Source organism: Acidimangrovimonas pyrenivorans (genome assembly GCF_042643245.1).
Classification (GTDB): domain Bacteria; phylum Pseudomonadota; class Alphaproteobacteria; order Rhodobacterales; family Rhodobacteraceae; genus Acidimangrovimonas; species Acidimangrovimonas pyrenivorans.
In genome coordinates this window covers 1-23,022 of record NZ_JBHRSK010000014.1, presented here as the reverse complement: position 1 = coordinate 23,022, position 23,022 = coordinate 1, and the positions used below count along the sequence as shown (strand labels likewise).

19 protein-coding genes are annotated in these 23,022 nt (G+C 68.8%); 10 read left to right on the top strand and 9 right to left on the bottom strand.

Annotation, left to right across the window (positions count from 1 at the left end; all coding sequences use genetic code 11):
* The first annotated feature begins 132 nt into the window (after window positions 1–132).
* Window positions 133–1,068 carry an alpha/beta hydrolase gene (locus tag ACFOES_RS15840; protein ID WP_377834285.1) on the top strand — a complete coding sequence of 312 codons (936 nt, stop codon included), beginning with the start codon at window positions 133–135 and terminating at the stop codon, window positions 1,066–1,068.
* Window positions 1,065–1,829, top strand: coding sequence for a class II aldolase and adducin N-terminal domain-containing protein (locus ACFOES_RS15835; protein WP_377834284.1), 765 nt, complete (start codon window positions 1,065–1,067; stop codon window positions 1,827–1,829). The genes ACFOES_RS15840 and ACFOES_RS15835 overlap by 4 nt, the downstream gene beginning before the upstream one ends.
* 66 nt (window positions 1,830–1,895) lie before the next feature.
* On the opposite strand, the gene ACFOES_RS15830 is transcribed toward ACFOES_RS15835, so the two are convergent.
* The 6 genes from ACFOES_RS15830 to ACFOES_RS15805 form a co-directional block, all read right to left on the bottom strand.
* Complete coding sequence (locus tag ACFOES_RS15830) at window positions 1,896–2,732, bottom strand: alkaline phosphatase family protein (protein WP_377834283.1); 837 nt, start codon at window positions 2,730–2,732, stop codon at window positions 1,896–1,898.
* Between the two features lie 68 nt (window positions 2,733–2,800).
* Window positions 2,801–4,438, bottom strand: a complete 1,638-nt coding sequence (locus tag ACFOES_RS15825; RefSeq protein ID WP_377834282.1) for an ABC transporter ATP-binding protein — start codon at window positions 4,436–4,438, stop codon at window positions 2,801–2,803.
* On the bottom strand, window positions 4,431–5,249 hold the full coding sequence (locus ACFOES_RS15820) for an ABC transporter permease (protein ID WP_377834281.1): 819 nt from the start codon (window positions 5,247–5,249) through the stop codon (window positions 4,431–4,433). The genes ACFOES_RS15825 and ACFOES_RS15820 overlap by 8 nt, the downstream gene beginning before the upstream one ends.
* Window positions 5,246–6,205 (bottom strand): ABC transporter permease, encoded by a 960-nt coding sequence (locus ACFOES_RS15815; RefSeq protein ID WP_377834279.1) that lies wholly within the window; start codon window positions 6,203–6,205, stop codon window positions 5,246–5,248. The genes ACFOES_RS15820 and ACFOES_RS15815 overlap by 4 nt, the downstream gene beginning before the upstream one ends.
* Before the next feature lie 12 nt (window positions 6,206–6,217).
* On the bottom strand, window positions 6,218–7,804 hold the full coding sequence (locus tag ACFOES_RS15810) for an ABC transporter substrate-binding protein (RefSeq protein ID WP_377834278.1): 1,587 nt from the start codon (window positions 7,802–7,804) through the stop codon (window positions 6,218–6,220).
* A 295-nt stretch (window positions 7,805–8,099) separates the two neighbouring features.
* Window positions 8,100–10,100 (bottom strand): CocE/NonD family hydrolase, encoded by a 2,001-nt coding sequence (locus tag ACFOES_RS15805; RefSeq protein WP_377834277.1) that lies wholly within the window; start codon window positions 10,098–10,100, stop codon window positions 8,100–8,102.
* Between the two features lie 217 nt (window positions 10,101–10,317).
* Here ACFOES_RS15805 and betC point away from each other — a divergent pair, with 217 nt between their 5' ends.
* A complete protein-coding gene (gene betC / locus ACFOES_RS15800; protein WP_377834276.1) occupies window positions 10,318–11,829 on the top strand; it encodes a choline-sulfatase in 1,512 nt (503 codons plus the stop codon).
* Window positions 11,830–11,982: 153 nt separating this feature from the next.
* Here the strand turns inward: betC and ACFOES_RS15795 are convergent, their stop codons facing one another.
* Window positions 11,983–14,253, bottom strand: a complete 2,271-nt coding sequence (locus ACFOES_RS15795) for a M10 family metallopeptidase C-terminal domain-containing protein (RefSeq protein ID WP_377834275.1) — start codon at window positions 14,251–14,253, stop codon at window positions 11,983–11,985.
* Between the two features lie 221 nt (window positions 14,254–14,474).
* On the opposite strand from ACFOES_RS15795, the gene ACFOES_RS15790 reads away from it, so the two are divergent.
* On the top strand, window positions 14,475–14,864 hold the full coding sequence (locus ACFOES_RS15790; protein ID WP_377834273.1) for a hypothetical protein: 390 nt from the start codon (window positions 14,475–14,477) through the stop codon (window positions 14,862–14,864).
* 73 nt (window positions 14,865–14,937) lie between these two features.
* Here ACFOES_RS15790 and ACFOES_RS15785 read toward each other — a convergent pair whose 3' ends face one another.
* A complete protein-coding gene (locus ACFOES_RS15785) occupies window positions 14,938–15,618 on the bottom strand; it encodes a TetR/AcrR family transcriptional regulator (protein WP_377834272.1) in 681 nt (226 codons plus the stop codon).
* A 77-nt stretch (window positions 15,619–15,695) separates the two neighbouring features.
* Here ACFOES_RS15785 and ACFOES_RS15780 point away from each other — a divergent pair, with 77 nt between their 5' ends.
* The 6 genes from ACFOES_RS15780 (at window position 15,696) to ACFOES_RS15755 (ending at window position 22,342) form a co-directional block, all read left to right on the top strand.
* Entirely contained in the window at window positions 15,696–17,012 is a 1,317-nt protein-coding gene (locus ACFOES_RS15780) for a flavin-containing monooxygenase (RefSeq protein ID WP_377834271.1), read from the top strand.
* Window positions 17,009–17,935 (top strand): bile acid:sodium symporter family protein, encoded by a 927-nt coding sequence (locus ACFOES_RS15775; protein WP_377834270.1) that lies wholly within the window; start codon window positions 17,009–17,011, stop codon window positions 17,933–17,935. The genes ACFOES_RS15780 and ACFOES_RS15775 overlap by 4 nt, the downstream gene beginning before the upstream one ends.
* Window positions 17,932–18,882 (top strand): SDR family oxidoreductase, encoded by a 951-nt coding sequence (locus tag ACFOES_RS15770; protein ID WP_377834269.1) that lies wholly within the window; start codon window positions 17,932–17,934, stop codon window positions 18,880–18,882. Before ACFOES_RS15775 ends, ACFOES_RS15770 begins: the two co-directional genes overlap by 4 nt.
* On the top strand, window positions 18,879–19,643 hold the full coding sequence (locus tag ACFOES_RS15765) for an SDR family NAD(P)-dependent oxidoreductase (RefSeq protein ID WP_377834268.1): 765 nt from the start codon (window positions 18,879–18,881) through the stop codon (window positions 19,641–19,643). The genes ACFOES_RS15770 and ACFOES_RS15765 overlap by 4 nt, the downstream gene beginning before the upstream one ends.
* Window positions 19,644–19,738: 95 nt before the next feature.
* Window positions 19,739–20,506 carry an SDR family oxidoreductase gene (locus ACFOES_RS15760; protein WP_377834267.1) on the top strand — a complete coding sequence of 256 codons (768 nt, stop codon included), beginning with the start codon at window positions 19,739–19,741 and terminating at the stop codon, window positions 20,504–20,506.
* Between the two features lie 54 nt (window positions 20,507–20,560).
* Complete coding sequence (locus tag ACFOES_RS15755) at window positions 20,561–22,342, top strand: IlvD/Edd family dehydratase (RefSeq protein WP_377834266.1); 1,782 nt, start codon at window positions 20,561–20,563, stop codon at window positions 22,340–22,342.
* Between the two features lie 3 nt (window positions 22,343–22,345).
* On the opposite strand, the gene ACFOES_RS15750 is transcribed toward ACFOES_RS15755, so the two are convergent.
* A complete protein-coding gene (locus tag ACFOES_RS15750) occupies window positions 22,346–22,888 on the bottom strand; it encodes a flavin reductase family protein (protein ID WP_377834265.1) in 543 nt (180 codons plus the stop codon).
* Window positions 22,889–23,022: the final 134 nt, after the last annotated feature.

The following is a 23,022-nucleotide window of genomic DNA, read 5'->3' as shown; positions in this document are numbered from 1 at the left end:
CACGCCGTCACCCTTGCGTGACCCCGCGTGAGCGCCCCCTTGCCGCCGCCCCGCCCCCTGCGGGCCGGCAATCGCGTTGCACCCGGCGCCGGGGCGGCGCAGACTGAACGGGACCCGCAATCGAGAGACCCGATGCCCGACTACAACCAGCTGATCGACGCCGAAACCTGGGCCTTCATCCGCGACACCGAGCGTTACTACCCGGCCGACGCCACCGAGCGCAGCGTCGCCGAACAGCGCGCCGTCTACGACCGGATGTGCCGCGCCTTCCACAACGGCTATCCGCCCGGGGTGACCGCCGAGGACGCGGCCTTCGGCGGCGTGCCCTGCCGGCGCTACGACGGGCCGGAGGCGGTGGCGACGGTGGTCTATTACCACGGCGGCGGCTTCGTCGTCGGCGGGCTCGACAGCCACGACGACATCTGCGCCGAGATCTGCGCCACGACCGGCTGCCGCGTGGTCGCGGTCGATTACCGGCTGGCGCCGGAGCACCGCCACCCCGCCGCCTATGACGACGCAATCGCCGCCACCCGGGCGGTGGCCGCCGCCTTCCCCGGCCCGCTGGTGCTGGCCGGCGACAGCGCCGGCGGCAACCTCGCCGCCGCCGTGGCCCAGGCGACCAAGGCCGAGCTGCCGCTCGCCGGCCAGGTGCTGGTCTATCCCGGCCTCGGCGGCGATCCCGACCGCGGCAGTTACCTCAGCCATGCCGAGGCGCCGATGCTCACCCGGGCCGAGGTGCTCTATTACGGCCAGATCCGCCGTGCCGAGGGCGTGGCCGAGGATGACGAGACCGCCGCGCCGCTCTGGGCCGCCAGCTTCGCCGGCCTGCCGCCGACGGTCGCCTTCAGCGCCGAATGCGACCCGCTGGCCGACGACGCCCGCGCCTATTGCGCGCTGGTCGAAGCCGAGGGCGGCCGCGCCCACTGGGTGCTGGAAAAGGGCCTCGTCCACGGCTACCTGCGCGGCCGCAGCACCGTCAGCCGCATTCGCGACAGCTTCACCCGCATCACCGCCGCCATCGCCGCCCTCGCCCGCGGCGACTGGCCTTACGGAGAGGAAACGCCATGAACGCCCCGGGAACGCCCCCGCCCGCCAACATCACCCACTGGAGCGAGCGCTGCGACCTTGCCGCCGCCTTCCGCTGGACCGCCCGGCTGGAGATGCACGAGGCCGTCGCCAACCATTTCAGCCTTGCCGTCAACGACGACGGCACCCGCTTCCTGATGAACCCGAACGCGCGCCATTTCGCGCTGATCCGGGCCTCGGAGCTGCTCGAGATCGACGCCGGCGACCCGGAGACGCTGAACCGCCCCGACGCGCCCGACCCGACCGCCTGGGGCCTGCACGGCGCCATCCACCGCGCCTGCCCGCAGGCCCGCTGCGTCATGCATGTCCATTCGATCCACGCCACCGTGCTGGCCAGCCTCGCCGACAGCCGGCTGCCGCCGGTCGACCAGAACAGCGCCATGTTCTTCAACCGCCACGTCGTCGACAGCGGCTATGGCGGCATGGCTTTCGAGGACGAGGGCGCCCGCTGCGCCCGCCTGCTCGCCAGCCCCAAGATCAAGACGATGATCATGGGCAATCACGGCGTGCTGGTGATCGGCGAGACGGTGGCCGAGACCTTCAACCGGCTCTATTATTTCGAACGCGCCGCCGAGACCTATATCCGCGCCCTGCAGACCGACCGGCCGCTGCGCGTCCTGCCCGACGAGATCGCCGAGAAGACGGCGCAGGAATGGGAGGACTACCCGGTCGACACCGCCGCCGCCCACCTGCGCGACCTGCGCGAAATTCTCGACCGCGAAGGCAGCGACTACGCCAGCTGACGGACCCTTTCCCGGTCCACTTTCTGCTGACAAGTATCCCGGGGGTCCGGGGGCAGCGCCCCCGGCCTAGCTCAGGAACGGCGCCGCGCGCATCGTCTGAGGCACCTCGGCCCCGATCCGGCCCAGCACCGTCGGCGCCAGCGCCAGCTGGTCGAGCACCGCGCCCGGCTCCGGCCCCTCGGCATCGCCGAAATAGTAGAGCGCGAAATCCTGCTGGTCCTCGCCGGCGCCGCCGTGATGGCCGCGGATCGACTGGCCGTGATCGGCGGTGACGATGACCTCGTAGCCCGCCGCCCGCCAGCGCGGCAGGAAGGCGGCCAGCATCGCGTCCATCATCGCGCAGGAATAGTCCATCTCGGTGCAGTCATGGCCGAAGCGGTGGCCCATGCTGTCCAGCGTGCAGGTATGCAGCATGCCGTAATCGAGCCCGTGACGCTCGCACAACATGGTCAGGGTGGCGAAGAGATCGGCATCCGAGGGCGTCATCTGGTTGATCAGGCCATAGCCGGTCATGGTGTGGAAGCGGCCGTGGTTGATGCTGTCGCTCTCGGGCTCGTCGTATTCGATGTCGCGCACCATGTCGAAGGGCGCGCGGTTGAAGAAGGCCGACCAGAAGGAATGGGCGACCGCCCCGGTGACGCCGCCGGCCTTGCGGACCTGGCCGAAGACATCGGGCTGACTGAGCCGGAAGATGGTCTCGTTCGAGGTCACGCCATGGACCTGTGGCGTGACGCCGGTATGGATCGAGGCGTAGCAGCAGGCCGAGGTCGAGGGCAGCACCGCGCGCATCTTCCAGACCCGCGCCTCGCCGGAGGCAACCCAGCCCTCGAGATTGCCGAAATAGCGCCGCCAGTTGGCGTAGGGCACGCCGTCGAGGATGATCAGGAGCAGCTTGTTTTTCATGTCGATAACGCGGGGGCCCTGCCCCCGCACCCCCGGGATATTTGGGTGAAGATGAAAGGGGAGAGTGCCTAGTGGCCGGCGCTCTCCATCTTGCGGTGGGCGAGCACCTCCTCGAGCCAGCCGAGCTTCATCTCGGGCACCGAGGAGAGCAAGAGATCGGTATAGTCGTCGAAGGGCGGCGCCAGGACTGCGGATTTGGGGCCGTAGCGCACCACCTCGCCCTGATACATCACGGCGATGGAATCGGCGATCGCCTTCACCGTCGCCAGGTCGTGGGTGATGAAGAGATAGGCCACGCCCTCGATCTTCTGCAGGTTCATCAACAGCTTGAGGATGCCGTCGGCGACCAGCGGATCGAGCGCGCTGGTGACCTCGTCGCAGATGATCATCCTGGGCTTGGCCGCCAGCGCCCGGGCGATGCAGACCCGCTGCTTCTGGCCGCCCGACAGCTCGGCCGGGTAGCGGTCGATGAAGCCCTCGCCCATCTCGATCTCGTCGAGCAGCTCCTGCACCCGCTTGCGCTTCTCGGCGCCCTTGAGGCCGAAATAGAATTCCAGCGGCCGGCCGATGATCGTCCCCACCGTGTGGCGCGGGTTCATCGCGACATCGGCCATCTGGTAGATCATCTGCAACTCGCGCAGGTCGTCGCGCGAGCGGTGCTTGAGATCGGCCGACAGGGTGCGGCCGGCGAAGTGGATCGCGCCGTCGCTGGGCGGCAGCAGGCCGGTGATGACCCGGGCCAGCGTCGACTTGCCCGAGCCGGATTCGCCGACCACCGCCAAGGTCTGGCCCGGGTAGAGATCGACCGAGATGTCCTTGAGCACGTCGAAATGGGTGCCGCTGTAGCGGGCCGTCACCCTCTCGACCGTCAGCACCGGTTCGCCCGCCGGCTCCTTTTCCTCATGCGCGATCTGGCGCACCGAGACCAGGGCGCGGGTATAGTCCTCGCGCGGGGCCTCGATGATCTGCTCGACGGACCCGTATTCGACCGTCTTGCCGTCCTTCAGCACCATGATGTCGTCGGAGACCTGGGCGACGACGGCGAGGTCGTGGGTGATGTAGAGCGCGGCGACGCCGGTATCGGCGATGGCGTCCTTGATCGCGGCCAGCACGTCGATCTGGGTGGTGACGTCGAGCGCCGTCGTCGGCTCGTCGAAGATCACCAGGTCGGGCTGCGGGCACAGCGCCATCGCCGTCATCGCCCGCTGCAGCTGCCCGCCCGAGACCTGGTGCGGGTAACGGTTGCCGAAGCTCTCGGGGTCCGGCAGGCCGAGCTTGTCGAACAGGGTCACGGCCCGCTTCTCGGCCTCGGCGCGGCCGGCCAGCCCGTGCTGGAGCGTGGTCTCGATCACCTGCTCCATCAGCTTCTTGGCCGGGTTGAAGGCGGCGGCGGCGGACTGGGCGACATAGGTCACCTCGTGGCCGCGCACGGCGCGCAGCCCGGCATGGCCCAGCTTGCGGATGTCGCGGCCGCTGAGGAAGATCTCGCCGCCGGTGATCCGCACCCCGCCGCGGCCATAGGCCATGGCGGAAAGGCCGATCGTCGACTTGCCGGCGCCGGATTCGCCGATCAGGCCGAGGACGCGGCCCTTCTCGACCGTCAGCGAGACGCCGTCGACGATGGTGATGTCATGCGGGTCCGCGTCGGGCGGATAGACCGTCGCCTCGATCTTCAGGTTGCGGATATCGAGCAGATGTTCAGCCACCGCGGCCCCCTTTCAGGCTGGTCGTGCGGTTGAGGATCCAGTCCGCGACGAGGTTGACCGAGATCGCCAGCGTCGCGATGGCGATCGCCGGGTAGAGCGCGGCGGTGACGCCGTAGACGATGCCTTCCTTGTTCTCCTTGACGATGCCGCCCCAGTCGGCCATCGGCGGCTGGACCCCGAGGCCGAGGAAGGACAGCGTCGACAGCAGCAGCACCTGGAAGATGAAGCGCAGCCCCATCTCGGCCACCAGCGGGCTGAGCGCGTTGGGCAGCACCTCGCGGAAGATGATCCACAGCCGGCCCTCGCCGCGCAGGCGGGCGGCCTCGACGTAATCCATCACCGCGATATCGACGGCGACGGCGCGGGCGACCCGGAACGGCCGGGTGGCGTCGAGAAAGCCCATCACCAGGATCAGGGTCAGGATGTTGACCGGCATCACCGAGAGCACGACCAGCGCGAAGATCAGCGTCGGGATCGACATCACCAGGTCGACGAAGCGCGACAGCGCCTGATCGACCCAGCCGCCGATGACCGCCGCGGTCAGGCCCAGCGTCGCGCCGGTGCCGAAGCTGAGGATCGTCGCCGCGGTGGCGATCGCGATGGTGGTCTGGCCGCCATAGATCATCCGGGTCAGCAGGTCGCGGCCGATGCCGTCGGTGCCGAGCCAGTAGGTGGCCGAGGACGGCTCCCAGACGCCGCCGACGACGTCGCTCATGCCGTAGGGGGCGAGGAAGGGGGCGAAGATGGCGGCCAGGAAATAGGCCGCGGTGATGGTCAGGCCGATGATGGCCGAAAGGGGGATGCGCCTCATTTCGGATGCCTCAGCCGCGGGTTGGTCAGGATCGAGATCACGTCGGCCAGCATGTTGAGGCCGATATAGACCGCGGCGAAGATCAGCCCGCAGGCCTGCACCACCGGCACGTCGCGCTTGGCGACGTGGTCGACCAGGTACTGGCCCATGCCGGGATAGACGAAGACCACCTCGGTCACGACGATGCCGACGACGAGATAGGCGAGGTTGATCATGACCACGTTGACGATCGGCGAGATGGCGTTGGGGAAGGCGTGGCGGACGATGATCAGGAACGGGCGCAGGCCCTTCAGTTCCGCCGTCTCGATATAGGCTGACTGCATCAGGTTGAGCACGGCGGCGCGGGTCATGCGCATCATCTGGCCCTGCACCACCAGCACCAGCACCAGCGCCGGCAGAACCACCGCGTGCAGCTTGGCCCAGAAGCCCATGCCGGGAAAGATGGTCGAGACCGAGGGCGCGACGTGGAACTGCACCGCGAGGAAGAAGATGATGATGTAGCCGAGCAGGAACTCGGGCAGCGAAACCGAGGCCAGGGTGACGGCCGAGATCAGCTTGTCGGGCCAGCGGCCCTGGTAGCGCACCGCGATCAGCCCCAGCACGATCGCCAGCGGCACCGCGATGACGGCGGCGACGGCGGCGAGGAACAGGGTGTTGGACAGCCGCCGGCCGACCGCCGTGGCGATGTCCTGCCCGTTGGTCAGGGCGGTGCCGAAATCGCCATGGATCGCGCCGCCGAGCCAGGTGAAATAGCGGATATAGGCGGGCTGATCGAGGCCGAGCTGGGCACGCAGGTTGGCCAGCGCCTGCGGCGTGGCCGACTGGCCCAGGATCGACTGGGCGACGTCGCCGGGCAGGATCTGGGTGCCGACGAAGATCAGCACCGAGGCGGCGAGGAGCAGCAGGATGCCCAGCGCGACGCGCTGGGCAACCAGTTTCACGACAGGATTAGCCATGAGAGCCGGGCATCACGCCTGCCAGCACAGGACGCCGGCAAGGCCGTTCATCATGTCCTGGTTCGGGTTGTCGGTCCAGCCGACGACCTTGTTCTTGTCATAGGCGTTGATGAACTGGTTGAACATCGGGTTGATGAGCCCGCCGGTGTCGCGGATCATCATCCCGGCCTCGCGATACATCTCTTTCCGCTTGGCCTTGTCCAGCTCGCCCCGCGCGTCGAGGATCAGCTTGTCGAACTTGGGGTTCTTGTAGTTGGTGTCGTTCCAGTCCGCGCTCGAGATATAGGCGGTGGAATACATCTGGTCCTGGGTCGGCCGGCCGCCCCAGTAGGAGGCGCTGAACGGCTTCTTGTTCCAGACCTCCGACCAGTAGCCGTCGTTCGGCTCGCGCTTGATGGTCAGCTTGATGCCGGCCTTGGCCGCGCTTTGCTGGAACAGCTGGGTCGCGTCGACCGCGCCGGCGAAGGCGCCGTCGGCGGTGCGCACCAGCACCTCGCCGTCATAGCCCGACTTCTTGAAGTGGAACTTGGCCTTGTCCGGATCGTAGGTCCGCTGCGGGATGGTGCTGTCGAACAACGGATAGGAGGCGTTGACCGGCATGTCGTTGCCGACCGAGCCGTAGCCGGCGAGGATCTTGTTGACCAGTTCCTCGCGGTCGATGGCGTATTTCAGCGCTAGCCGCAGGTCGTTGTTGTCGAACGGCGCGGTGTCGCAGAACATGTTGAAGCAGTAGAAGCCGCGCCCGCTCGAGGCGGCGACGGTCACGTTCGGCGCCCGCTTGAGCAGCCCGGCGACCCGCGGCTCGACCCCGTTGACCATCTGCACCTGGCCCGACTGCAGCGCCGCGTTGCGCGCCGTCGCGTCGTTGATGACGATCATCTGGATCTGGTCGTAATGGCCGCGCTCGCTGTCCCAGTAGTTCTCGAACTTGTCCATCACGTAGCGCACGCCGGGCTCGTTCGACGTCCACTTGTAGGGGCCGGTGAAGATGCCGGCATTGGGCTTGTCGATGCCGCCGCCCGGCTGGATGGCAAGGTGATAGTCCGACATCAGGTAGGGCAGGTCGGCATTCGGCGTCACCAGGGTGACGACGAAGTTGTCGCCGTCGACCTTCATCGACTCGATGCCCTTCATGATGCCCAGCGCGCCCGATTTCGAATCCTTGTCGGAATGGCGCTGCATCGTCTTGAGCACGTCGTCCGGGGTCAGCGTCTTGCCGTTGTGGAACTGGACGCCCTTGCGGATCTTGAAGGTCCAGGTCTTGGCATCGGGCGAGCTAGAAATCTCTTCCGCCAGCCGGTTGAGGATCGAGCCGTCCGGCGCCACGTCGGTCAGGCGGTCGGAGGTGGTCATGAGATACATGAAGGGCACCTGGCTGGCCGCCAGCGCGGGGTCGAGCGAGTCCGTGCTCTGGCCGCCGCCGAGGCCCATCTTCAGCGTGCCGCCCTGCTTGGGCGTGGCCGCGCGCGCCGCGCCGGCCAGCATGGTGTTGGCCATCGTCGCGGTGACGCCGAAGGCCGCCGCCCGGCCCAGGAAGGCGCGGCGGCTGTGACGGCCGGCAACGGTGCGGGCCATGAGATAGCGCAATTCGTCGTTCATCGGATGAGCTCCCTGATCGTCCTGATGTTTTTCTTGATTGACCAATCAATAACCCGCGAATCGCCTCGCGGGCAATGTTTTCCTTGCCGGGCGGCCGTTCCGGCCCGCGCTGGCGGCAAGAGGGGCGCGGCAACGCCCTGGTCGGCACTGTGGAATTGAGGTTCCATCGGCGCCGACTATCCCCGCCGCCCCCCCGGATGTCCACAGTTGCCGCGGAAATATCCGGTCGCGCCGCGTCACGAACCGGCGCCGGGCAGGTGACGACCGCGCGGCGCCGGACCCGTTTCGGTCCGCCTCAGAGCCCGTCGCGCGGAATGGTCTCGCTGATCTCGCGGGTCAGCAGCAGCGTTTCGCCCTCCCAGGCCTCAAGCCGGGCGGCGAGGTGGAAGTTCTCGGCATCCGACCACATCTCGGCATGGGTCTCGGTCCGCACCGACCAGTCGCCGCGGGCCAGTTCCTCGGTCCAGTGGGTGCGGCCGCGGGCCGAAAGCGGGTCGTCGGGATGGATTTCCCAGTGCTCCCGCGCCACCCCGCCATGGATCATGCCGTGGTCGAGGTTCTCGGAAAGGCCGAAATCGTCCTCGATCACCAGGCTGACGAGGCCGGTCCGCTGGTCGGTCTCGCTGCGCCGGACATGGCGTTCGGGCCGGATCTGGCGTGTTTGCTGCGCCGGCGCGGCCTCGGGTGGCGGGAAGGTCCATTCGGCGCCCGCCGCCGCGCGGCGCAGCGGCAGTTGCAGCGCGCCCTCGCGCAGGGTCAGCGTGGCCGCCTCGGGGGCCGGCCAGATCAGCGGCCAATAGGCCGAGGAGATCGCCAGCCGCAGCCGGTGCCCGGCCGGCAGACGATAGGCGATATGGTCGAGCCGCAGCGTCACCTCGACCTCCCTGCCCGGGGTCAGCGGCTGCGCATGCTCCTGGTCTCCGGCGCGGGCGAGGTTGAGCACGCCATAGGTGATCCGGGTCGAGGCGCCGTCGGGATGGACGTGGTTGAGCCGCACCGCGATCTGGCCCAGCGCCTTGTCCGAGGACAGCCGCAGCGTGACCTCGGGCGCGCCGACGATATCGGCGTCGTGGCGCTGCGGCGCCATGTCGAAGCAGGTCGAATAGGCATCGTCGACGCGCTGGTCGCCCGGCATCTCGGGGCCGAGCCAAATGGCGCAATACTCGCCGCCGGCGGCGCCGCAATGCTGGGGCGAGGCGACGGGGATCTCGAAGCGCCCGCCTTTCGCGGCCAGCTTGCCCGTCCCGGTCAGCGCCAGCCGCCGCGTCCTGATCCCCGGCGCCGGCCAGACCTGCTCGGCGATCCAGCGCCCGGGCCGCTCGTCATACCACGCCGCCGGCCGCACCCCGTCCATCAGGTAGCCGCGATAGGCCGGATCGTCCTCGACCCCGGTGCCGAGGCCCTTGAGCCAGCGATCCCACCAGCGCAGCGCCTCCTGCAGGAAGCCGATGCGCGGCTCGGGCACGGCGAAATGCGGGTATTTGTGCACCCAGGGGCCGAGGATCGCCTTGGCCGGCGCCTGCAGGTGCTCGATCAGCGCCGGCGGCGCGTTCTTGTAGCTGTCGCCCCAGCCGCCGACCGCCAGCACCGCCGCCTCGATCGCCGAATAGTCCTCGCAGACCGAGCCATGCTTCCAATAGCCATCGCGGCCCTGATGCCGCAGCCAGGTGGCGGGCAGGAAGGGTTCGTTCTCCAGCCGCTTCAGCCACAGCGCGCGCCAGTCGTCGCGCAGCGCCGGATCGGGCGGCCGCGAGCTGTAGGCCCACATCGTCGCCCCCCAGCCCAGGTTCTCGTTCAGCAGGCAGCCGCCCTTGTAATGGATGTCTTCGTTGTAGCGGTCGACGCTGGAACACAGCGTCACGATCGCCTTCAGCGCCGGCGGTTTCAGCGCCGCGACCTGCAGCGAGTTGAAGCCGCCCCAGCTGATCCCCATCATCCCGACCGTGCCGGCGCACCAGTCCTGGGCCGCGATCCATGCGATCACCTCGCAGGCATCGGCAAGCTCCTGCGCGGTGTATTCGTCCGCCATCAGCCCCTCGCTGTCGCCATTGCCGCGCATGTCGACGCGCAGGCAGGCATAGCCATGGCCGGCGAAATAGGGATGGGTGAGAGCGTCGCGTGCCACCGTGGAATCGCGCTTGCGATAGGGCAGGAATTCCAGCACCGCCGGCACCGGGGCGTCCGTCGCGTCCTCGGGCATCCAGACCCGCGCCGACAGCCGTGTGCCGTCGGACAGGACGATGCCCATGTCGGGCGTCTCGGTCACCTTGCGGGGAAATTCGGTCACAGTCTTCATCGCCACCCTCCTGCTTGCCGCCAAGCCACGCCGGAGGGGCCCGAGAGTCAAGCCTTGCCCTTTCATCTTCACCGAAATATCCCCGCCGGAGGCAGCCCCCGTGCCCGGGGCGCGCCGGCGGCCGAATGCCGCTGAGCGGCGCCAAGGGTCGCGGACAGGCCAGACCGCCGGCCCCGCCCGACAGCAATCTGCCGCCAACCAGCAGAGGAGAGCCGCCGTGACAGACCGCCCCAATATCCTGATCCTGATGGTCGATCAGCTCAACGGCACGCTGTTCCCCGACGGGCCGGCCGAGTGGCTGCACACCCCCAACCTGAAGCGCCTCGCCGAACGGTCCGTGCGCTTCGCCAACACCTATACCGGCTCGCCGCTCTGCGCGCCGGGGCGGGCCAGCTTCATGTCGGGGCAATTGCCGCGCCGCACCCGGGTCTACGACAACGCCGCCGAATTCGCCTCCGACATCCCGACCTATGCCCATCACCTGCGCCGCGCCGGCTATGCCACCACGCTGTCGGGCAAGATGCATTTCGTCGGCCCCGACCAGTTGCACGGCTTCGAGGAGCGGCTGACCACCGACATCTACCCGGCCGATTTCGGCTGGACCCCGGATTACCGCAAGCCGGGCGAGCGCATCGACTGGTGGTATCACAACCTCGGCTCCGTCACCGGCGCCGGCGTGGCCGAGATCACCAACCAGATGGAATATGACGACGAGGTCGCCTTCAACGCGGTGCAGAAGATCTACGACCTGTCGCGCGGCGCCGACGCGCGGCCCTGGTGTCTGACCGTCTCCTTCACCCATCCGCACGATCCCTACGTCGCCCGGCGCAAGTTCTGGGACCTCTACGAGGAGTGCGAACATCTCGCGCCCGATCAGCCGGCCCTACCCTACGACGAGTTGGACCCGCATTCCAAGCGGCTGATGGATGCCAACGACTGGCGCAAGTTCGAGATCACCGACGAGAATATCCGCCGCGCGCGCCGCGCCTATTTCGCCAATATCTCCTATCTCGACGACAAGATCGGCGAGATCCTCGACACGCTGGAACGGACAAGGCAGGAGGCCATCGTCGTCTTCGTCTCGGATCACGGCGACATGCTGGGCGCCAAGGGGCTGTGGTTCAAGATGAGCTTCTACGAGGGCTCGGCCCGGGTGCCCTTGATGATCTCGGCGCCGGGGCTGGCGCCGGCGCGGATCGACACCCCGGTCTCGACCATCGACACCCTGCCGACGCTGTGCGACCTGGCCGGCGTCGACATGGCCGAGGTGATGTCCTGGACCGATGGCGAGAGCCTGGTGCCGCTGGCCACCGGCACCCCGCGCCGCAGCCCGGTGGCGATCGAATACGCCGCCGAGGGCTCGATCACGCCCTTGGTCTGCCTGCGCGACGGCCGCTACAAATACACCGCCTGCGGCGCCGATCCCGAACAGCTCTTCGATCTCGACGCCGATCCGGGCGAGACCACCAACCTCGCCACCGATCCGGCCCATGCCGAAGCGATGGCGCGGCTGCGCGGCATCGCCGAGGCGCGCTGGGACCTGCCGGCCTATGACGCCGAGGTGCGCCAGAGCCAGGCCCGGCGCTGGGTGGTTTACGAGGCGCTGCGCAACGGCGCCTATTTCCCCTGGGACTACCAGCCGCTGCGCAAGGCCTCGGAACGCTACATGCGCAACCACATGGACCTGAACGTGCTGGAGGAAAACCAGCGCTTCCCGCGCGGCGAGTAACGCCCGGCAAGGCCGGGGCTCTGCCCCGGACCCCGGGATACTTGGACTGAGAGGAAGGCAGGGCGCATCGCGGGCCTTCGTCTCGGCGCGCGCCTCGCGGGAGGGCCCGGGGGCGGCCCCGGCCGAACCTCCGCGTCACCGCCCCGGGGCGCGCTAGCCGAGGATCAGGATGTGCCCGTCCAGCAGGCCGGGATCGTCGATCCCGTGCAGCAGGACGGTGACGCCGCTGTCGAAACGCAGCTCGACCTCCGCCCCGACGACGGTGACATGATCGGCGATCACCGTTGCCGCCGTGGCCCCGTCGCCGACCAGCGCCCGGTCGAGCAGCAGCCTGTCGACGCTCGGGTCGAAATCGCCGATCGTGTCCTGCCCGGCAGCGGTGTCGAACTGGAAGCTGTCGGCTCCGGCACCGCCGAACAGCAGGTCGGCGCCGGCCCCGCCCAGCAGGTGGTCGTTGCCCGCGCCGCCATGAAGCGTGTCCTGCCCGTTCTGGCCCTGCAAGGTATCCTGACCGCCGCCGCCGAACAGCTGATCGGCCTGATCGCCGCCGCGCAGCAGGTCGGCCCCCAGATTGCCCGCCAGCCGGTCGTTGCCGGCGCCGCCGTCCAGAATGTCGGCCTGATCGCCGCCATTCAGGTGATCCGCGCCGACGCCGCCCAGCAGCCGGTCGTCGCCCTTGCCGCCATCGAGCGTATCCTGCCCGCCCTGGCCCAGCAGGACGTCCCGGCCGCCGCCGCCGTAAAGGTGATCGGCCTGGCCGCCGCCGCGCAGCAGGTCGGCGCCCCGATCGCCCTCCAGCCGGTCGTTGCCGGCGCCGCCGTCCAGGGTATCGGCCATGCTGCCGCCGAGGAGAAGATCGGCCCCGACGCCGCCCAGCAGCCGGTCATCGCCGGCGCCGCCGTTGAGCGTGTCGCCACCGCCCTGCCCGCCAAGCAGATCGGCCCCGAGATTGCCATATAGATGGTCGCCGCCATCGCCACCGAGCAGGCGGTCATTGCCGACATTGCCGCTCAGCCGGTCGGCCCCGGCGCCGCCCTCCAGCGTATCGGCGCCGATACCGCCGTAGAGGATGTCGTCGCCCCCTCCCCCGCCGAGGAAATTGTCGACGGCATTGCCATAGATGTGGTCGTTGCCGCTGCCGCCGAGCGCGTTCTCGATCACCGCGCCATAGGCGATCGAGACGTTGTCGGTCAGCCCGGCGGTGCTGGAAAAGGCGCCGTCATGCAGGTCGATCACCTGATTGCCGGCAAAGCCCGAGAAATCGAACGTGTCGTTGCCGCCGCCATCCCAGACGCAGAGCTTGGGATCGCCGTTGGTCGAGAAGTCGTAGACCGAACCGGGGGCGAGCGTGCTGTGGAAACCGTAGGTCGTATCGCCCGCCCGCGTCGTCATGTTGGCGCTGTAGAGCTGCTGCAGCGCGTAGATGTCGTCCAGCATCAGCGTGTCGGGATAGCCGGGGAAGGTCGCCGTGGTCTCGGTGCCGGAGAAATAGCTCATCACCGTGTATTGCTGGCTGTCCTCGATGAACTGCGCGCTGTTGCCATAGGTGATATCGACCCCGGGCGCGGCCTCGTAGTCGCCGGGATGGCCCAGCCCCATCGCGTGGCCCAGCTCGTGGACGATGGTGTAGAAGCTGTAGCTGCCCTTGGACAGGTCGGTCCGAGACACGCTCTCGTTGTTGAGCCAGACGTCGCCGTCGTCCGAGCTATGGGCCGGATCGCCCGGGTAGTAGGCATAGGCGCCGGCGCCGTCGAGGGTCGAACTGTAGGCACCGAAGCGGATCGTCGCGTCGTTCGAACTGCCGCCCGGCGCGACTTGGCTGAAGCTCAGCCGGGCGACGTCGGAATACATCGCCAGCGCGTCGTGCACCGCCGCCCGCTGGGCCTCGCTCAGCGGCGCGAAAGCGACAGAGTTGCCCTGGGCGTCATAGGCCGGGCCATAGGCGCGAAAGGACCAGCTCAGCGCCGCCCCGGTATCCGGCTGGCTGTTCCACGACAGGTCGTGGCGCAGCAGCACCCCGGCGGCCATGTCGGTATCGTAGCTGGCGTGATGGCCCAGCGTGGCCGAGACGCCATAGCTGCCGCGGTCACTGCCGGAGACAGCCCGGGCACCGAGGTAATAGGTTCCGCCGGTCGTGGCGGTGAAACCGAAGGTCGCCGCCATGCCCGGCCCGGCATTGTTGCCCGTGTCGCCCCCGGCGACCTCCAACCCGCCGGCATCGCGCAGGATCAGGTAGGGATTGCGCAGCCCGTCGCTCAGCGCCCCGATCGGGGTCATCGCGAAGGTGTAGTGCCGGCCGGCGGCCAGATCGACGGCGATCCAGTCCGAATCGCCAGGGGTCAGGCCACCGTGGAAGACGTCACCGACACCGATGCCATAGCTGGTGGACGCGTTCGACGCGGCGTCGGTCGTTTCGAGTGTCATGCCGGTCCCCTCAATCCCAATGGCGGGCGCGTCGCAGCCGCAGGTTGTCCTGCCCACCGACGGTCTCGCGCAAACCGGGTCCACTAGAACATGGCCGGTGACCGGATGTCATGCGCGAAAACAACGCGGGGGGCAAAGGCGCCGCGGCTGCGACCGTCGGTCCCGCATGGCGATGACTTCAAACTGTACCCGAATGGACAAGATGCGGCCCAATTCCTGCCTTGCCCGACCGCGATAACGAAACCGTCAATACGTTCAAGAAGAAGGCCAAGACGATGTATACCGTTGGCGAATACGGTCAGAGCACTGCCGCGAACCATGCCCAGGGTCCCGCCGTGGACTATGGCCAGTTGTTCGAATCTTTCCGTGACGCCCGCAACGCCTTCGAGCGGCTGCTCGAGAAGGGCGAGGGACGTCCGGCCTACGACCTGGTGCGCGACCCGGATTACCTCGAGCTGCACAAGTCCGGGGTGATGATCGGCGTGATCGGCGGCGAGGCCGCGATCAAGGGCGCGATCGAGGCGCTGGCGGCGCTGCACGAAACCCGCCAGGAGGCCGCGCGCGGCGAGTTGCAGCGGCTGTGGTGCGGCATGGGCACCTGGACCCAGTAGTCGGAGCCCCAGCAACCGGGCACCAGAAGCGAATGAATCCAAGGCGCCGCCCGACCGGGCGGCGTTTGCCGTTTCAGCCCTGCGGCGGGCCGATCAGCGCCGTCATCCCGGCCTCGCAATAGCGGATCAGGCGGTCGTTCAGCGCCGGGTCGCCCGCCCCGCCGTCGTCCTGTCCGGTCAGCGCCGCGACCCGCCATTGCGCGGTGCAAAGCGACAGCATCGCGGCGACGGTGAAGACCAGCCCGGCGGCGATCTCGGCGGCTTCCGCCTGCGGGCAGAGGGTCGAGATCGCGTGGCTGAACTCGGCCACCGTCGGATCGAAACAGCGCCGGGTCAGCGCCGCCCATTGCGCGTCGGCCGAGACGATGGCGACCAGCCGCGCATAGGCCAGCCATTGCGGATCGCCGCCCTGCGCCTTCTCGAGCAGCGGCAGCACGAAGCATTCCAGCACCGTCCTCAGCTCGACCCGGCCCGCCGCCTGCGCCGCCGCCAGCCGCTCGAGCCGCATCCGCGACAATGCCCCGGCCCGGCGTTCGATGATCGCCTCGAACAGCGCCTGCTTGCTGCCGCCGTGGAAACTGACCAGCGCCGGGGTCACGTCGGACAGGGCGGCGATGTCGCGCACCGAGGTGCCCTCGAACCCGCGCTCGGCGAACAGCCGCTCGGCGGCGTCGAATATCCGCTGCCCGGTCTCGATCGACCGTTGCGAGGGCGCCCGCTTGCGTCGCGCCGGATCCTTCTTGGCTGCAAACATGAATTCAGCTTGCATTAATTTGGACGGTCGTTCAATTTAATTTTCACATACCATCAACCGGAAAGGGAGGCCGGCGCGTGGGCAGGGAACAGACGGCGGATCAGTACGCGCTGATCGGGGCCGGACCGATGGGTCTGGCGACCGCCAAGATCTTCAAGCAGCTGGGCATTCCCTTTCAGGGCTTCGAGCTGAACGGCGATGTCGGCGGGCTGTGGGACATCGACGCCCCGCGCTCGACCATGTACGAGACGGCGCATCTGATCTCGTCCAAGCACAAGACCGAGTTCGCCGATTTCCCGATGGGTGCGGTAGTGGCCGACTACCCCTCGCATCGCGAGGTCTGCAGCTATTTCCGCGCCTATGCCGACCGTTTCGACCTGCGGCCGCATTACCATTTCAACGCCGAGGTGCTGAAAGTGGCGCCGCTGGGCGGCACTGGCGCGGGCTGGCGCGTGCAGTGGCGCGACGGCGACGGGGCCGAGCACGAGCAGGTCTTCAAGGGCGTGCTGATCGCCAACGGCACCCTGTCGGAACCGAACCTGCCCGCCTTCAAGGGCGGCTTCGACGGTGAGCTGATCCATTCCAGCCAGTATCGCAGCCCGCGCCAGTTCGCCGGCAAGCGGGTGCTGGTGGTCGGCGCCGGCAACTCGGGCTGCGACATCGCCGTCGACGCGATCCATCACGGCGAAAGCTGCGAGATCTCGATGCGGCGCGGCTATTACTTCGTGCCGAAATACGTCTTCGGCAAGCCGGCCGACACCGTCGGCGGCGCGATCAGGCTGCCGATGTGGCTCAAGCGGCCGATCGACAGCTTCCTGCTGGGCTGGTTCGTCGGCGATCCGCAGAAATACGGCTTTCCGAAGCCCGATTACCGGCTCTACGAATCCCACCCCGTCGTCAATTCGCAAATCATCTTCCATGCCGGCCATGGCGACGTGAAGGTGCGCGGCGACATCGACCGGCTCGACGGCCGAACGGTCCATTTCAAGGATGGCAGCAGCGGCGATTACGACATGATCCTCGCCGCGACCGGCTACAAGCTGCATTACCCGTTCATCGACCGCGAGTTGCTCAACTGGCAGGGCGACGCGCCGCATCTCTACCTCAACTGCATGCATCCCGAGCGTGACGATCTCTTCGTCCTCGGCATGGTCGAGGCCTCGGGACTGGGCTGGCAGGGCCGGCACGACCAGGCCGAGATGGTGGCGCGCTACCTCAAGGCGCAGGGCACGCCGAAGGCCGAGGCGCTGCGCAAGCGCAAGGCGGCCGGCTTCGCCCGCGCCACAGGCGGGATGCACTACATCGACCTGCCGCGCATGGCCTATTACGTCGACAAGGCGACCTACCTGAAGGAAGTGCACCGCGAGATCCGGGCACTGGGGGGCGGCGCATGACCCCCGCCGCCGCGCCCGCCCTCGCCAATGTCGACGACGTGGTGCTGAATTTCAGCCCGGCCGGGATGATGGTGCTGAACGCGGTGCTGGCGATCGTCATGTTCGCCATCGCGCTCGACCTCAGCCCGTCCGATTTCCGCCGCGTCGCTACCGCGCCCAGGGCCCTGCTGACGGGGCTGTTCTCGCAATTCGTCGTGCTGCCGGTGCTGACCTTTCTGCTGGTCAGCGTGCTGACCCCGCGACCCTCGATCGCGCTCGGGCTGATCCTCGTCGCCGCCTGCCCCGGCGGCAACATCTCGAACTTCATCACCCACCGGGCGGGCGGCAATACCGCGCTGTCGGTCTCGATGACCGCCTTCGCCACCGTCGCCGCCATCGCCCTCACCCCGCTCAATATCGCCTTCTGGGGCAGCCTCTACGCGCCGACGCGCGAGATCCTGCGCAGCACCCATATCGACCCGCTACGGGTGGCGGTCACGGTCGGCTTGATGCTGGTGCTGCCGCTCTGCCTCGGCCTCGTCGTCAACGCCCGGCGTCCGAGCCTGTCGGCGCGGCTGCGCCAGCCGCTGCAATGGATCTCGATGGCGATCTTCATCGGCTTCGTGCTGATCGCGCTGGCCGCCAACTGGGGCTTCTTCCTCGCCTATGCCGGCATCGTCGCCGGGCTGGTGATCGCCCATAACAGCCTCGCCTTCGCCGGCGGCAACCTGACCGCCCGGCTGCTGGGGCTGAGCCCCTATGACCGCCGCGCGGTGACGATCGAAACCGGGATCCAGAATTCCGGCCTCGGGCTGGTGCTGATCTTCGGCTTCTTCAACGGGCTGGGCGGCATGGCGGTGGTCGCCGCCTTCTGGGGCATCTGGCACGCCATCGCCGGGTTGGCGCTGGCCGGCTGGATGCGCAGGACGGAGGCGGCACGATGAAGATCCTGATCACCGGCGCCGCCGGCATGGTGGCCCGCGATCTGCTGGCCGAACTGGCGGACAGCGGACACGCGATCACCGCCACCGACATCCGGCGCCCCGATGCCCTGCCGGACGGCGTCGACTACGCCCCGATGGACGTCACCGGCGACGATCCCGATACGGTGATCGGCGAGGCCCGGCCCGAGGTCGTCATTCACCTCGCCTCGATCGTCACCCCGCCCAAGGGCTCGACCCGCGAACTGGAATATGCCGTCGACGTCACCGGCACCCGCAACGTGCTGGAGGCCTGCCAGCGCCACGGCGTGCGGCGGATCGTGGTGACCTCGTCCGGCGCGGCCTATGGCTACCACCCCGAGAACATCCGGCCGCTGACCGAGGCCGACCCGATCCGCGGCAACCCGGAATTCGCCTATTCCGACCACAAGCGCCAGGTCGAGGAGATGCTGGCCGGGGCGCGCGAAAGCCACCCGGAACTGGAGCAGGTGGTGCTGCGCGTCGGCACGGTGCTGGGCGCCGGGACCGAGAACCAGATCACCGCGCTGTTCCACAAGAAGCGGCTGCTGGCGATCCGCGGCAGCGACAGCGCCTTCGTCCTGATCTGGACCCGCGACCTCGCCCGCATCCTCGCCCGCGCCGCCACCGCGGGCCCGGCCGGCATCTACAACGTCGCCGGCGACGGGGCGTTGACGGTGGAGCAGCTGGCCGCCCGCATGGGCAAGCCGGTGCTGCGCCTGCCCGCCGCCGTGCTGCGCGCGGCGCTGGCCATTGCCCGGCCGCTGGGGCTGACCCGCTACGGGCCCGAGCAGGTGCGTTTCCTGCAATACCGCCCCGTCCTCGACAACTCCGCGTTGAAGACTAGGTTCGACTATACGCCCGAGCTGTCCAGTGCCGAGGTCTTCGACCTGTGGTGGCAGGACGCATGCAAGCGGGAGGATGCGGCATGAGCAAGACCGCCGTCATCACCGGCGGCGCCGGCAACCTGGGCCAGGCCCTGTGCGCGGAACTGGTCGAGCGCGGCTGGCAGGTCCAGCTGATCGACCTGCCGTCGCTGGCGCTTGCGGCGGCCGAGGGGCCGAAGGTCTCGGCCTTCGCCTGCGACCTGACCAACCCCGCCCAGGTGAAAAGCGCCTGCGCCCGCATCGCCGCCGCCTCGCCGGCCATCGACCTGGTGATCTACAATGCCGGCGTCACCCAGGTGGCGGGCTTTGCCGAAAGCAGCCTCGACAGCCACCGTCGGGTGTTCGAGATCAACTATTTCGGTGCCGTATCGGTGGCCAAGGAGCTGCTGGGCGCGGTGCGGCTGGCGCGCGGCACCCATCTGGCGATGTCCTCTGTCGCGGGCTTCACGCCGCTGTTCCACCGCACCGCCTACAGCGCCAGCAAGCACGCGCTCGAAGGCTTCTTCAAGTCGCTGCGGACGGAGGAAGAGCGCCACGGCGTCTCCTGCCTGATCGCCGCGCCCTCCTTCATCGCCAACGATCCCGCCCCGGGCGCAGACCCGGACGGCCTGCTGCGCCCCGGCTCGACCGGCGACAATATCGACGCGATGTCGGCCGCCGAGGCGGCGCGGATCGTCCTGTCGGGCTATGACCGTCGCGCGCCGATGACGCCGGTCGGCCGCATCGCCCGGCTGGCCTGGTGGGTCAACCGGCTGTCGCCGGGCTTCTACGAGACCCAGATGAAGAAACGCATTCACGGCGCCTGATCCTCCGGCAAGCGCGAGCCCCGGCGCCATTGACCCGGCCGGGGCCACGCCGCAAGACTGGCCGCCCGCGTCGTCGCCAGTCAGGAGCCATGCCCATGTCGCTTGCCCTTTTCGATCTCACCGGCAGGACCGCGCTGGTCACCGGCTCGTCCCGCGGTCTCGGCCGCGCCATCGCCGAGGGGCTGGCCGGCGCCGGCGCGCGGGTGGTGCTGAACGGGGTCAACCCGGCGCGGCTGGAGGCGGCGGCGCAGGAGATGCGGGCTGCGGGCCACGAGGTGCTGACCGCCGCCTTCGACGTCACCGACGAGGCCGCGATCAAGGCCGCCTTCGCCCGGCTCGACGCCGACCGGATCGCCATCGACATCCTGGTCAACAATGCCGGCATCCAGTTCCGCAAGCCGATGCTCGAGCTCGACACCGCCGACTGGCAGCGGGTGATCGACGCCAACCTGACCTCGGCCTTCGTCGTCGGGCGCGAGGCGGCGCGGCGGATGGCGGAACGCGGGCATGGCAAGATCATCAATATCGGCTCGCTGATGTCCGGGCTGGCCCGGGCGACGGTGGCGCCCTACACGGTGGCCAAGGGCGGGCTCAAGATGCTGACCAAGGCGATGGCGGCGGAATGGGGCGAGAAGGGCATCCAGGCCAACGCCATCGGCCCGGGCTACATGCTGACCGACATGAACGCGGCGCTGGTCGCCGATCCCGACTTCGACGCCTGGGTGAAAGGCCGGACGCCGATGCGGCGCTGGGGCCGGCCCGAGGAACTGGCCGGCACCGCGATCTACCTCGCCTCCGACGCCTCGAGCTACATCGCCGGCCAGATCATCTATGCCGATGGCGGCATGAGCTCGGTGCTGTGATACCATCGCCGCCGGGCAGGCAACGCACCGGAGCGCATTGAAACGAGGCTTCAGATGACCGACACACGCGCGCGCCGCAAGTTCCGCTCGCAGGAATGGTTCGACAATCCCAACAACCCGGGCATGACGGCGCTCTATCTCGAACGCTACCAGAACCAGGAATACACCCGCGGCGAGCTGCAGGGCGAGCGCCCGGTCATCGGCATCGCCCAGACCGGCAGCGACCTCGCGCCGTGCAACAAGATCCACCTCTTCCTCGCCGACCGGGTCAAGGCCGGCATCCGCGACGCCGGCGGCGTGCCGATGGAATTCCCGGTCCACCCGATCCAGGAGACCGGCAAGCGCCCGACCGCCGCGCTCGACCGCAACCTCGCCTATCTCAGCCTCGTCGAGGTGCTGCACGGCTACCCGATCGACGGCGTCGTGCTGACCACGGGCTGCGACAAGACCACGCCGGCGCTGCTGATGGGGGCGGCGACGGTCGACCTGCCGGCGATCGCGCTCAATGGCGGGCCGATGCTGGACGGCTGGTGGAAGGGCAAGCGCGCCGGCTCGGGCACGATCATCTGGGAAAGCCGGCGGCTGCTGGCCGAGGGCAGGATCGACTACGAGGAGTTCATGGAGCGCGCCTGCGCCAGCGCCCCCAGCCTCGGCCATTGCAACACGATGGGCACGGCGAGCACGATGAACGCGCTGGCCGAGGCGCTGGGGATGACCCTGCCCGGCGCCGCCGCCATCCCCGCCCCGTTCCGCGAGCGCATGGCGATGGCCTACGAGACCGGGCGGCGCATCGTCCGGATGGTGCTGGACGACCTCAAGCCCTCGGACATCCTGACCCGCGCCGCCTTCGAGAACGCCATCGTCGTCAACACCGCCATCGGCGGCTCGACCAACGCCCCGCCGCATCTGCAGGCCATCGCCCGCCATGCCGGGGTGGCGCTGGACGTCACGGACTGGGAGACCCTCGGCTACGATCAGCCGCTGCTGGTCAACATGCAGCCGGCCGGGGACTACCTGGGCGAAAGCTTCTTCCGCGCCGGCGGGGTGCCGGCGGTGATGGGCGAACTGGCCCGCGCCGGGCGGCTGAACCTGTCCGCGATGACGGCGGCGGGCCAGCCGTGGTCGGCCCTGCTGGAGGGCCGCGAGAGCCTCGATCCCGAGGTGATCCGCCCGGTGGCACGGCCCTTGCGCGACAAGGCCGGCTTTCTCGTCCTCTCCGGCAACCTGTTCGACTCCGCCCTGATGAAGACCTCGGTGATCTCCGACGACTTCCGCCGCCACTTCCTGTCCGAACCCGGCCATGAGGGCGTGTTCGAGGCCCGCGCCGTGGTCTTCGAGGGACCGGAGGACTACCACGACCGGATCAACGATCCCGAACTCGGGATCAACGAGAAGACCATGCTGTTCATCCGCAATGTCGGCTGCGTCGGCTATCCCGGCTCGGCCGAGGTGGTGAACATGCAGCCGCCGGACGCGCTGATCCGCGCCGGGATCGCGCATCTGCCGACCGCCGGCGACGGCCGCCAGTCGGGCACCTCGGAAAGCCCGTCGATCCTCAACGCCTCGCCCGAGGCGGTGGTCGGCGGCGGGCTGGCGCTGCTGCGAACCGGCGACCGAGTGCGGCTCGACCTCGACTCGCGGCGGCTGGACGCGCTGGTCGACGCGGCAGAGTGGCAGGCCCGGCGGGCGGCGTGGACCGCGCCCGAGCTCCCCAGCCAGACGCCGTGGGAAGAGCTCTATCGCCGCCATGTCGGGCAGCTGGCGCAGGGCGGCTGCCTCGAACTGGCGACGGCCTATCAGCGCATCGCCCGCAGCCTGCCGCGCGACAATCACTAGCGGTTACAGCCCGCCGGGCAGCTTGTCGCGCATCCTCTCGCGCCGGTCGAAGCCCTCGCCATCGGCGGTGAAGGTGCCGTCGCCGACGGCATGAAGCAGGCGTTTCTCGTCCCGCGTGCCGTCGTAATAGGCAGCCAGCCCCTCCAGCACGACGATGCTGTGCTGGTCGACGAAATCGACGACACGGCATTCGATATTGGCCAGGCAGTCGGCGATCAGCGGCGCCCGGACATGGGCCGCCTTTTCGCGCCTCAGGCCGAAGCGCGCGAACTTGTCGGTATCGGCGCCCGAGCAGGTGCCGATACCGACCGCGGTGTCGAGCAGGTCGGCCGCCGGGATCGCCAGCACGCATTCGCGGCTCTCGCGCAGGGCGGCATAGGAATGGTTCCACGGCCCGGTGGTGATCGCGAATTGCGCCGAGAAGCCCAGCACCATGGTCCAGGTGATGGTCATCACGTTGTCCCGGGCGCCGTCATTCGTGGTCACCAGCACCACCGGCCCCGGTTCGATCAGGGTGAAGGCCCTGCTCAGCTTCAGGCTGTCCATCGCCGTCCCCGTGCTGCCTGCCTCTTGGCGACATAGCGCGGGGGGCCGGCCCGGCCACCGGCATTGCCCCCTAGTCGGGCACCGGGGCGGTCAGCAGGATGGCGCGGAAATCGTTGACATTGGTCAGCGTCGGG